The following is a 12,041-nucleotide window of genomic DNA, read 5'->3' as shown; positions in this document are numbered from 1 at the left end:
GTCTATTAAAATAAAAATACCACATGCCTGTTCAAAAAATAAAAAGGGGATATCGCAAAACACGTTATATCCTTTACAAAGAAACTCTTGTAGATTTTAAAGAACATTTTTGGTCCTTTTTAGGCTCATTTTTCGGTATCGGAATCTTGGCTTACATTCAATCCATACATTTTACAGGAAATGATGCTGTTTATTTAATTGGCTCTTTTGGAGCTTCAAGCGTTTTGGTTTACGGAATCATTCAAAGTCCTTTTTCTCAGCCGCGAAATTTAATCGGCGGTCATGTTATTTCGGCATTTATTGGAGTAACCGTGCATAAATTGGCTCCGGATATTATTTGGATTGCTGCACCGCTTGCCGTTTCCTTCGCTATTATTTTTATGCAAATAACAAAAACACTTCACCCGCCCGGAGGCGCTACGGCACTTATTGCGATTATTGGTTCTGACAAAATAAAAGCTCTCGGTTATATGTATGTGTTTTCTCCGGTTTTAGTTGGGTGTTTAATTCTATTTCTGACCGCTCTGGTGTTTAATAATATGACTTCGAGCAGAACTTATCCGAGTCATAGCACTTATCATAAACATTATCATAAGATTAGGAAACGATTGGTTGGAAAATAATCATCTACTATAATTCCTGCAAGGTTTTCAAAACCTTGTAGGTATGACTTGAAAACTGTAATAAAACCTACAAGGTTTTGAAAACCTTGCAGGATGACCGAATAATTTAAGGTAAGTAAGACAGAGAATTAAAATCTTTTCAACAAATCTCCATTCCTAATTCGTAAATCATTATTTATATTTTACCTTTGACCTTTCAATAAAAACAAAGATTATGGTTTATAAATTTAGAGTAATTCTAGACGCCGAAGAAGATATTTTTAGAGACATTGCAATTCTTGAAGATGATACTCTTGAGGATTTACACAATGCAATCTTCAATGCTTTTGGTTTTGATGGAACTGAAGTTGCTTCATTTTATACTTGCGATGAAACTTGGAATCAGGAAGATGAAATTCCACTTTTTGACACTGGTGATGTTCCGGGTGAACAAAGAACCATGAGTGATTATCCGTTATCTTCTATTTTAGATAAGGAAAACACCAAAATCATCTACGTTTACGATTTTATCAGTATGTGGACATTTTTAGTTGAATTAGCTGCTATTGAAGAACAATCTGCCGGTGCAGTATACCCTGAAACTTTATTTTCGCACGGAGAAATGCCGGATGAAGCCACAGAAAAAACCTTCGAAGCTGATATGCACGACGATATCTACGGAGAATTTGAAGATGATCTTGACGAAGAAGATCTTGACATGTTCGAAGGCGATGACAGCTTTGAGGATTATGGATTTGAGGAGAATTGGAATTAGGAGGAAAGGTTCAAAGGTCCAGAGTGGCAAAGGTTCAAAGATTTTTTTTAAATCTTCGATTTAAATAATAAGAATTTTCCTAATTTTATATTTTAATACTAAATATAAATTTATGAATACTTTTCGAGACCTTTTAATCTGGCAAAAATCGATGAACTTAGTCACTGAAATTTACCAATTAACAAATTCATTCCCCAACGAAGAAATTTATGGACTATCTTCACAGATTCGAAGAAGTGCAATATCAATACCAAGTAATATAGCAGAAGGTTACGGAAGAGATGGAAATAGTGATTATTTACGATTTTTAAATATCTCTATTTCTTCGTTGTTTGAGATACAAACACAACTTGAAATTTCATACAATCTAAAATATATTAATCAAATCCAATTTAATAAGACAAATGGAGAAAGCAGAGAAATAGAGCGAATGTTAAGTGCTTTTATTAGAAAAATAAAAGACCGAAAATAACCTTTGTTCCTTTGAACCTCTGCAACTCTGAACCTAAAAAATATGATCAACCTTTTCAACACCCACATCGAGACGCTTGCGATACACCGCGTAGGAAACAAAAGCAGAAACGAAGCGATTTTTTTATCGGAACAGCCTTTTAATTTGAATGATGAAATTGTGCCTCTGATAAAAGAGTACTTTTTTAAGCCTTTTAGAGAAAAGGAAGAAAACTATTATCAGTTTGCGCACGAAGTCGATTTGGATTACAACGACATGTTTAAATACGCTACGGAGATTTTTACCAATCCGGGTAATCTGCAAGAGATTTCAAAAAAAATCACTACACATTTATTTGAGCAGTCAAACCATCCACATATTAAAAACGGAGAGGTTTATGTGACGTATTTAACAAATTTAAGTATCGACAATAATGTTGTTGATGCTATCGGAATTTTTAAAAGTGAAATACAAGCGGACTTTTTACAGTTTGAAGAAAAAAACAGTAACCTGGAAATGATTTTGCAGCAAGGTATCAACCTGAACAAATTAGATAAAGGATGTTTGATTTTCAACTATAAAAAAGAAGAAGGATACAAAATTCTGACTGTAGACAGCAATCGCTACGATGCGCGTTATTGGTTGGAACACTTTTTATCTGTTGATGCTTTTGAGGATGAAAACTTCATTACTAAAAAATATTTAAAATTCTGCCAAAACTTCGCAAAAGACGTTGTTTTACCAGCAGAAGACAAGAAAGAGGAAGTTATGTTTATGAACCGATCTGTGAATTACTTCGCTAAAAATGATCAGTTTGAAGAGCAAAATTTCCTGAATGAAGTATTAGACAATCCTGATTTAATTCCTGAATTTAAAAACTATAAAGTTGATAAAGGAGAAAAATACAGCATCGAAGATGTAACCTCATTCCCTATTGCCAACGCAGCAGTTTCTGACGCCAGAAAATCGATTAAAAACGTTATTAATCTGGATACTCACATTCAGATTAAAATGGATTTTATCAATCCTGAAAGCGCTGAAAAATTTGTTGAAAAAGGCTGGGATGAAGAAAAACAAATGTATTACTACTTAGTCTATTTCAATAAAGAAGAAAAAAGCTAAGAAGTTATTCATTTTCTATTACTTACTTACTAAACAGGAAGCGGCAATTACAAATGTAATTGCCGCTTTTTATTTGGAATATTTTTGTTATTCTTTAAAACAAAGAAAACAGTGCTTTTAGAATATCATCGTAAACTTGTTTGTCTTTTTCACCTGCGCGAGCCAAAACTCTAATTCCGGAATACGTGTTAAAAATAAATCTGGCTAACAAACGCGCCTCTTGTTTGGTTGAAATTTGTCCTGCCTCCTGCCCTTTTTTTACGGCGGTAAAAAAAACTTCTTCCATAACTTTTTGATTATCTCTCACAATTTTAGCGATCTCTTCATCGTGCATCGCAAGTTCAACTGCAGAATTAACCATAAAACAACCTTTCGTAATTCGGTCCTCCAGACTTTCAACAACTGCCAGTTTAAAAATTAGAGTTAGTGTATCTTTAATGTTTGTTGCTGTTTCTAAAATTTCTTTGACCTTAACATAACTATCGCTTTGATACTTATTTAGAGCTTTTGCAAACAGTTTTTGCTTGTCACCAAAAGTGTCGTACAAACTGGAACGGCTTAAACCTAAATGCGTTACTAAATCCTGAGCCGAGGTTCCGTTATATCCTTTGTGCCAAAATATTTCAATTGCTTTGTCCAGAGCCTGATCTTCACTAAATTCTTTTGTTCTTGCCATGACTTCAAAATTAAATTACTTTACAAAGATATAAAAAATACGGAACAAACGTTCCTGAATTAGTCAAAAAAATTATACTACAGCGTTTACTGTAAGTCCGCCATCAACAACGATTTCAGATCCTGTAATGAATGAAGCATCATCAGAAGCAAGGAATCCAACAGTTTTTGCAATTTCAGAAGCTTGTCCAAAACGTTTCAATAGAATTTTTTCTCCTAAAACAGCTCCAAATCCTTCTACTTGTTCTTTTTCCAAACCTAATTTTCCATAAAGCGGAGTTTCAACAGGACCAGGAGAAACGGCGTTTACTCTGATTTTTCTTGGAGCCAATTCTGTAGCAAAAACTTTATTCAAAGATAAAACTGCAGCTTTACTAGAGGCATACACACTTGAATTTGGCATACCAACATGAGCATTGATAGAAGTATTGAAAATGATAGAACCTCCATCGTTTAATATTGGCAATACTTTTTGAACTGTAAAGTAAACTCCTTTTACATTTACATTCATAATGCTGTCATAATGTTCTTCTGAAGCTGAATCTACTGGAGCAAATGCTGCAATTCCGGCATTTAAAAACAGAATATCTACTTTTCCGAATTTTGCTTTTACTTCTTCAACTAAATTATCAATCGATTTTAAATCAGATTGATCAGATACAATTCCGGTAACTCCTAATTCAGTTTCTGCTTTAACCAAAGCTTCTTTGTTTCTTCCTGTTACAATTACTTTTGCGCCTTTTGCTGTTAATTCAGCTGCAGCTGCATACCCAATTCCGCTATTTCCACCTGTTACTATAGCTACTTTGTTTTCTAAATTTTTCATTTTATTAATTATTAAGTTATTGATTATTCAATTATTATGGCACAAAGATATAATAACGGAACAATCGTTCCGTTATTATTAATGTTAATGTTTAGTTAAAATAATAATGAGGGTCTGAAATCCCAGAGCACAAAAGGGCTTTGAGTTATAGTACCATAACTCAAAGAAATCGTAAAATGATAAATATTCTTAATTTATGCTTAATTTTGTACCCTAAACCAAAATCAGATGGATATTCATTTGTACAACGAAAGTCCCTTCAAAACAATAATCTCATTTCATAAGTTAATTGAATCATTTGAGGAAATTGCTTTATCAGATGTGGATTATCGCTCGAATTATGCCAAAGCCATTTTAAAACAAATCGAATCTATTCCGGAATTACGTACCGGAATTGAAGATTATTCGATTATTAAAAATAACGAAGCTTTAATCAAAAATATACTAGCCGATTTATTCCCCACTGCTTTAACGCAAAATGAAATCAAAGCGGTTACGATTCCTTTTCAGAATATTTCCTTTAATTATACCGAGCGTTTCAAGAAAATCCTTCGCAATGCGGGAGATGAATTTAATATGGAAATTCGTGATTTTGACGATCATCAATTCTATATTAATAACTGTTGTTTGATTCTTGGCAATTATTACAAACAGCGAATCGACTTCAACCGACCATTTTTCTATGATATTCCGGATGAAGATGGCATCGAAAAACATTATCGTATTTTGTACAATGCCGATTTTATGGAGATTACTCCAACCGAAAATGCGGTACATTTAACTCAGGAAGATATTGATTTATTGATTGATAACTATGATGATATTGAACTTTGGAAAACTAAATTTCCAAAAGGAAGCTGGATATTAAAAGGTTTCGGAATTGTTTCTTTATTTGATGCCACGACGGAAAGTGCGATTTCGAATTTGAAAAGTAATTTATTGAAACCGGATAGAGAATCGGTAACAACTGATGAAGTTGTAGCCAATATTTTCAGATCAATATTTAAAATTCCGAATTTAAAAGTAGGTTTCATCATATACAATCCAGAAGAAGAAAAGTTTGTAAAACCCGCTAAATTAGAAAGTCAGTTACAGAGTTTCTTGCTTTCGCACGATCAGGAAATAGATTGTAAAAACGCTTTTTTTGGATGTTCCTTTGAAAATTTACTGACCAAGAAAGAACCTTTTGTCATTTCAAACATCAGCAAATTCATTGAAAAGTCATCAAACAAAAAATTGGGCGAACACTTACTGAAGCAAGGAATTCAGAGTTGTGTTTTTGCACCGGTTATAAAAGACGATCATTTATTAGGTGTTTTAGAATTGGTTTCCTCAAATGCCAGGGATCTAAATAGTGTTAATGCAACCAAATTAGAATTAGTCCTTCCCTATTTAACGGACACTATCGATCGTTACAACACTGATATGCAACACCAGATTGAGGCAATTATTCAACGAGAATATACTACAATCCATCCAAGTGTATATTGGAAATTTAAGAAAGAATCTCAGAATTATTTTCAAAACACCAATCACACAAAAGATTATATTTTCAAGGAAATTGTCTTCAAAAATGTATATCCACTGTACGGACAAATTGATATAAAAGGTTCATCGGAACACCGAAATGAAACGGTAAAAACAGATCTTAAAAACCAGCTTTCAGCTTTATTAGAAATCTTTGAATCGCAGGACCCAAATACGAACCTGGTGCTTTTGGAACAAAGAAAATTTGAATTGGAATCATTCCGAACCGAATTAGATTCCCCTTTAAAAGCAGATACAGAACAGCACATTCAGCGTTATATCGAAGAAGAAATTCATCCACTTTTAAAAAACACAAAAGAAACAGAAAAAAGCGAAAAACTGGAACGTTTGTATTTTGAAAGTTTGGACGAAAAGACAGGATTGTTTTATCAGGAAAGAAAGAAATTTGATAATGCAATGTCGATTATCAATAAAAAACTGGCTACTGTTTTAGACCGAAAACAAGTTGAAGCACAACAGATTTATCCGCATTATTACGAACGTTTTAAAACCGATGGCGTTGAACATAATTTATACATTGGAGCGTCAATAGCGCCAGCAAAACCCTTCGATATTATGTATTTGCATAATTTGCGTTTGTGGCAATTGCAGACTTTATGTGAAATGGAGTTAGAACATCATCAGCTTAAAGAATCGCTGCCGTACGAATTGGATGTTACCTCTTTGATTTTGGTATTTAGCGCACCGCTTTCTATCCGTTTTAGAATGGATGAAAAACGTTTTGATGTTGATGGAACGTACAATGCGAGATATGAAGTAGTTAAAAAACGTATCGACAAATCAAATATCAAAGGCACAAAAGAACGAATTACCGAGAAAGAAAAAATTACAATCGTGTATTCGCAAAATAGTGAGGAAGCAGAATATTTAAAATACATTAAGTATTTGCAGCATAAAAAAATATTGGAGCCTTCTATTGAACAGTTTGAAATTGAAGACCTACAGGGTGTTTCCGGCCTGAGAGCAATTCGCGTTAAAGTGATTAACAATACGCGCAATTCAGCAGCAAAGAAAATCACTTATCAGGATTTATTAGATGAGCTCAACTAAATTAGTTGAGCTTTTTTTTATACGCTAACTCCTTTAAAAGCAATTACGAACGCAATAACAGTAACAATAATTCCAACCATGAAAATATTGTAGGCTATTCGTAATAAATTATATTTTCGCTGTAAAACCAATCCGAGGTAATACAAATCTTTGATCATGGTAGAGTACAAATAATCACGGTCTTTCATCATTTCATTCATTGCCCAGTCGTATTCTTCTAAAGGCATTTTATAGAAATTCCCAAAAAACAATAAATTAATTTTCTTTGCTTCGATATCTTCACGGGTAAAAACTCCCGTAGTTACTTTCGGACGAGTCGAAAGAATGGCAAAAATAATAGTGATAACACTAGATATCAACATTATGAAAGTTGGAATCACCAGATGTGCATTTTTCGGACTGTCTAATTTTGGAATTATAGAAGAAAGTGCAATCGAAATAATAATTGCATTTACAGACAATAATATATTGGCTTTGCTATCCGCAATTCCGCTTAAGCGAGTATGATTTCCAAGTGTGACACGAAATAAAGTATCAACTCCACGATCCGGTTTTTCTATTTTATCTTTCTTTTTGTTTTCGTCTTCCAATTTAACAGCTTCCTTTTTTTCCTGCTTTTCGATTTTTTTCTGTACCAGAAGTAAATTTCTTTCTTTGAGAGGCTGCCATTTTTTCAAAGCATAATCAGTATAAAAACGATGTTTGTTCATTAAAAAATTCAAATTTTCCTTCGCCCATTCCGCATTAGAAAAAGAAACATTCAGGGAATTTTTTAATTCCTGGCGTAATAATTCGCAGGTAACTGCATACTCAACACCCATAAGATGCGCATAATCAGCATCTTTTATAATTTTTTCTAAATGTGTTTTCGGAATATATTCTTTAACGGTCGTCAGAATCAAATTAGATACTTTTTCAATAAATTCATCAGACTGGCCTTTCTCTTTCAGAAACGCAGTCGCGATTTTCACGCTTTCCTTTTCATGGTCTTCATACCCTTCAATATATCCGGTATCATGAAACCATGCGGCTACTAAAAGTGCTTCTTTATCGTCTCCAGACACGTCTTCTTTCTTACATAACTCTTTTACAGCCCTTACAACTGTTAAAGTATGATTGATATTATGGTAAGAATATAAATTAGAAAGTTTATCTTTGAGTAAATTACTGACGAAATCTTCGGATTGTTCTATAAGATTCATAGAGAATATTTTTATACCACTAAATTATGAAATTGTTTTTGTATAATCATTTTATTACGAAGATTAAAACTTATTCTATCGTAATAATCATATTGCTTTTGCTAAATTCATGCGCCACACATAAAGCTCAATATGGAAAAAACGTAAGCGCATACGAAACTGAAAACGCAACAGATACCATAAAAATTGCCCATACGCTTTTCTTAGTAGGCGATGCCGGAAATGCTGATCAGGAGCAGGCACAGCAAACTTTAGAATTGCTGCACCAAAAACTAAAAAAGGCAAATAAAAAATCGACCTTGATAGTGTTGGGTGATAATATATATCCGAAAGGTTTTCCGGCGGACAAGAATGCGTCTGAAAAGGCTTTAGCTGAAACAAAACTGACAAACCAATTAAAATTAACTAAAGGATTTAAAGGAAAAACCATTGTAATTCCGGGAAATCATGACTGGTACAGCGGAATAAAAGGTTTAGAGCTTCAGGCAGATTTTGTAACCAAATATCTTAACGATAAAAAAGCATTTCTTCCCCGAAAAAGCTGCCCGATTGAAGATGTGAAAATTGATAGTACCACCACGTTAATTACTGTTGACAGTGAATGGTTTCTGGAAGACTGGAACAATCACCCAACGATTAATGACAATTGCGACATAAAAACCAGAGAAGATTTTTTTAAGGAACTGGAAAACGTCTTAACCAAAAATCAGGAGAAAACAGTAGTATTGGCGATTCACCATCCGTTATTAAGCAACGGATCGCATGGCGGGCAATATTCATGGGAGAAACAATTGTTTCCTTTAGAACAAAAAATTCCGCTGCCTATAATTGGTTCTTTGATTAATTTAATTCGAAAGACTTCAGGAATAAACCCGCAGGACCTTCAAAATAAACAATATACAATTTACGCCAAGCGCATTAAAACACTCCTGCAAGGGCAGAAAAATGTAATTGTAGTTTCAGGACACGATCACAATTTGCAGTATGTAAATAAAGAAAACATCAACCAGATTATAAGTGGCGCAGGGTCAAAATCTGAAGCCGCACGAGCCATCAGCCCAACTGATTTCTCATATGGAGGAAATGGTTACGCAACTTTGACTTTATTTAAAAGCGGAGATGCGAAAGTGACTTTCTTCGGAAATGAAAATAATAAAGAAAAAATGCTTTTTGAGCATGAAATCATAAAAGCCAAAGAAATAAACTGGGCTTCAACAGTTCCGAACAAATTTCCAGCAACAGTTACAACATCTATTTATTCACCAAAAATGACGGATAAAAGTTTGTTTCATAAATTCTTATTCGGACAGCATTACAGAAAATATTACAGCATGCCTATTGAAGCCGGAACGGCTACTTTAGATACCTTAAAAGGCGGTTTAAAACCTATTCGTGAAGGCGGAGGACATCAATCTGTTTCTTTAAGAATGTCAGACCCGAAAGGAAGAGAATATATCATGCGTGCCATGAAAAAAAGCGCGACAGTTTTTTTGCAGTCGGTTGCATTTAAGGATCAATACGTTGTTAATGATTTTGAAAGCACATATGCTGAAGATTTTCTGTTGGATTTTTACACTACTACCCATCCTTACACACCGTATGCAATTGCCGGTTTATCAGATCGATTAGGGCTTTTGCACACCAATCCGATTTTATATTATATTCCGAAACAAGATGGTTTGAAAGAATTCAATTCGAATTTTGGAGATCAATTATACATGATTGAAGAAAGACCTGCTGATAATCATCTTGATGGAAAAAACTTTGGGAATCCTACCAATATTATCAGCACTGATGATATGATGATGAACCTTCATAAAGATGAAAAATATTCGGTTGATGAAAAAGAATATATGCGCGTGCGTTTGTTTGATATGCTTCTTGGCGATTGGGACAGGCACGCTGATCAATGGCGTTGGGCTGAACATAAAGTAGGCGACAAAGTCATTTACAAACCGATTCCTCGTGACCGTGATCAGGCTTTTCCTAAGTATGACGGAACTTTACTTTCGCTTTTAATGAACGTTCCGGCGATTCGTCATATGCGAACTTACAAGGATAAAATTGACAATGTAAAATGGCTGAACAGAGAACCTTATCCGTTAGATTTGGCTTTCTTGAAAACAGCTGAAGAAAAAGACTGGATTGAACAGGCCAAATATATTCAGGAACATTTATCAGACAGTGATATTGACAAAGCTTTCAAAAATTTACCAAAAGAAGTTCAGGACGGAACAATTGATGAGATTGCAAGAAAGTTAAAAAACAGAAAAAAAGACCTTCAAAAGTATGCTTCTGAATATTCGGATGTGTTAAACCGAACTTTAATGATTGCGGGAACTGATAAAAAAGACAAATTTGTTTTGAATCATAACGCCAAAAAAAGCATTGAAATTCAGGTTTACAGAATAAAAAAAGAAGGCGATGAATTGGTTTACACTAAAAATGTAACCGACGCTAAAACTAAAAATCTATGGATTTACGGTTTAGATGATGCTGATGAATTTCAGGTTAAAGGAGATCAAAAATCTGATATTAAAATTCGTTTGATTGGTGGCCAGAACAATGATACTTACAATATCGAAAACGGAAGAAAAGTTATTGTTTACGATTTTAAATCAAAAGAAAACACATATAACCTTGACAAAAAAACGCAAACGCAGTTAACGGATGATTATGATATCAATTTGTACAATTATCAAAAACCTAAATACAATGTTGTTGCGGGACTTCCGAACATTGGATATAATCCTGATGATGGGGTAAAAGTTGGTTTCAACTTAAATTACACCGTTAATAATTTCAAACAAAATCCGTATACGCAAAGACACATTTTAAATGGTTTCTATTATTTTGCTACAGGCGGTCTTGAGTTTAATTACGTTGCACATTTCCCGGGATTATTGGGAAAATGGGTTATTGATGTGGAATCTCAATATACCACACCAAACTTCGCAATGAATTATTTTGGCTTCGGAAACGAAAGCGTAAATAATACAGATGAATTTGGAATGGATTATAACCGCGTTCGTATCCAGAGATTTAATGTTTCCGGGGCCATCAGACATGTAGGAAGATATGGTGGCGAATTTAGTTTTCAGCCATTATTACAACAGATGAGAGTTGAACAAACGGAAGATAGATATATTGGCATTCCAAATATCGTTAATCCAAACGTTTTTGACAGTCAGGTTTATGGAGGGCTAAAAGCTAAATATCTTTTTAAAAATGCCGATTTCACCTCGAAACCAACGTTAGGAATGGCATTTATGGCGTCAGCAACCTGGTTAGCAAATTTTAATGACACGAAACAAAATTTCCCAACGATTGAAACCCTTTTAGGCTTTACCTATAAACTTGATCGTAATGGAAAATTAGTTTTAGCCACAATACTTAAAGGAAAAGCAGTTTTGAATAACAATTTCGATTTTTATCATGGTGCGGCTTTAGGTGGCGATACTGATTTGCGTGGCTATAGAAACGAACGCTTTTTAGGAAATTCATATTTTTCCCACAGCTCTGATTTACGCTTTAGCATTGGTAAAATTCAGCGTACTGTTGCTCCTTTGACTTACGGAATTTTAGGTGGTTTCGACTACGGAAGAATTTGGCTTGATGGCGAAAATTCCAAAAAATGGCATCAGGATTTTGGTGGTGGACTTTGGTTAAATGCCATCAATATTATAACTGCGAGAGTTTCTTACTTCAAAGCTCCTGACGAAACGGGAAGGGTTATTTTTGGAGCGGCATATAGCTTCTAAAAAAGTTTCTGAGGTACTGAGGGGCTAAG

9 protein-coding genes are annotated in these 12,041 nt (G+C 34.1%); 6 read left to right on the top strand and 3 right to left on the bottom strand.

Annotated elements, in window-relative coordinates; genetic code table 11:
• Nucleotides 1–23: 23 nt before the first annotated feature.
• The 4 genes from J2X17_RS10020 (at nucleotide 24) to J2X17_RS10005 (ending at nucleotide 2,950) form a co-directional block, all read left to right on the top strand.
• Entirely contained in the window at nucleotides 24–623 is a 600-nt protein-coding gene (locus J2X17_RS10020) for an HPP family protein (RefSeq protein ID WP_310297134.1), read from the top strand.
• Nucleotides 624–837: 214 nt separating this feature from the next.
• A complete protein-coding gene (locus J2X17_RS10015; protein WP_310297132.1) occupies nucleotides 838–1,377 on the top strand; it encodes an IS1096 element passenger TnpR family protein in 540 nt (179 codons plus the stop codon).
• Between the two features lie 112 nt (nucleotides 1,378–1,489).
• Nucleotides 1,490–1,849, top strand: a complete 360-nt coding sequence (locus tag J2X17_RS10010) for a four helix bundle protein (RefSeq protein ID WP_310297129.1) — start codon at nucleotides 1,490–1,492, stop codon at nucleotides 1,847–1,849.
• Nucleotides 1,850–1,891: 42 nt separating this feature from the next.
• Entirely contained in the window at nucleotides 1,892–2,950 is a 1,059-nt protein-coding gene (locus J2X17_RS10005; RefSeq protein WP_310297127.1) for a nucleoid-associated protein, read from the top strand.
• 94 nt (nucleotides 2,951–3,044) lie between these two features.
• Here the strand turns inward: J2X17_RS10005 and J2X17_RS10000 are convergent, their stop codons facing one another.
• Nucleotides 3,045–3,626 carry a TetR/AcrR family transcriptional regulator gene (locus J2X17_RS10000; RefSeq protein WP_310297124.1) on the bottom strand — a complete coding sequence of 194 codons (582 nt, stop codon included), beginning with the start codon at nucleotides 3,624–3,626 and terminating at the stop codon, nucleotides 3,045–3,047.
• A gap of 72 nt (nucleotides 3,627–3,698) precedes the next feature.
• Nucleotides 3,699–4,451 (bottom strand): SDR family oxidoreductase, encoded by a 753-nt coding sequence (locus J2X17_RS09995; RefSeq protein ID WP_310297121.1) that lies wholly within the window; start codon nucleotides 4,449–4,451, stop codon nucleotides 3,699–3,701.
• Nucleotides 4,452–4,679: 228 nt separating this feature from the next.
• Between J2X17_RS09995 and J2X17_RS09990 the strand changes: the two genes are divergently transcribed.
• A complete protein-coding gene (locus tag J2X17_RS09990; protein ID WP_310297115.1) occupies nucleotides 4,680–7,049 on the top strand; it encodes a GAF domain-containing protein in 2,370 nt (789 codons plus the stop codon).
• A 17-nt stretch (nucleotides 7,050–7,066) separates the two neighbouring features.
• Here J2X17_RS09990 and J2X17_RS09985 read toward each other — a convergent pair whose 3' ends face one another.
• Nucleotides 7,067–8,251: a Pycsar system effector family protein gene (locus J2X17_RS09985; protein ID WP_310297112.1), complete on the bottom strand. Its 1,185-nt coding sequence runs from the start codon at nucleotides 8,249–8,251 to the stop codon at nucleotides 7,067–7,069.
• 26 nt (nucleotides 8,252–8,277) lie between these two features.
• Between J2X17_RS09985 and J2X17_RS09980 the strand changes: the two genes are divergently transcribed.
• On the top strand, nucleotides 8,278–12,012 hold the full coding sequence (locus tag J2X17_RS09980) for a metallophosphoesterase (protein ID WP_310297110.1): 3,735 nt from the start codon (nucleotides 8,278–8,280) through the stop codon (nucleotides 12,010–12,012).
• Nucleotides 12,013–12,041 lie beyond the last annotated feature (29 nt).

Source organism: Flavobacterium aquidurense (genome assembly GCF_031458035.1).
Classification (GTDB): domain Bacteria; phylum Bacteroidota; class Bacteroidia; order Flavobacteriales; family Flavobacteriaceae; genus Flavobacterium; species Flavobacterium aquidurense_C.
This window is presented reverse-complemented; position numbering and strand designations above follow the sequence as displayed.

Excerpts from the sequence above, each read along its gene's own strand:
- J2X17_RS10020 (WP_310297134.1), top strand. The coding sequence starts at position 24 with ATGCCTGTTCAAAAAATAAAAAGGGGATATCGCAAAACACGTTATATC.
- J2X17_RS10015 (WP_310297132.1), top strand. The coding sequence starts at position 838 with ATGGTTTATAAATTTAGAGTAATTCTAGACGCCGAAGAAGATATTTTT.
- J2X17_RS10010 (WP_310297129.1), top strand. The coding sequence starts at position 1,490 with ATGAATACTTTTCGAGACCTTTTAATCTGGCAAAAATCGATGAACTTA.
- J2X17_RS10005 (WP_310297127.1), top strand. The coding sequence starts at position 1,892 with ATGATCAACCTTTTCAACACCCACATCGAGACGCTTGCGATACACCGC.
- J2X17_RS10000 (WP_310297124.1), bottom strand. The coding sequence starts at position 3,626 with ATGGCAAGAACAAAAGAATTTAGTGAAGATCAGGCTCTGGACAAAGCA.
- J2X17_RS09995 (WP_310297121.1), bottom strand. The coding sequence starts at position 4,451 with ATGAAAAATTTAGAAAACAAAGTAGCTATAGTAACAGGTGGAAATAGC.
- J2X17_RS09990 (WP_310297115.1), top strand. The coding sequence starts at position 4,680 with ATGGATATTCATTTGTACAACGAAAGTCCCTTCAAAACAATAATCTCA.
- J2X17_RS09985 (WP_310297112.1), bottom strand. The coding sequence starts at position 8,251 with ATGAATCTTATAGAACAATCCGAAGATTTCGTCAGTAATTTACTCAAA.
- J2X17_RS09980 (WP_310297110.1), top strand. The coding sequence starts at position 8,278 with ATGAAATTGTTTTTGTATAATCATTTTATTACGAAGATTAAAACTTAT.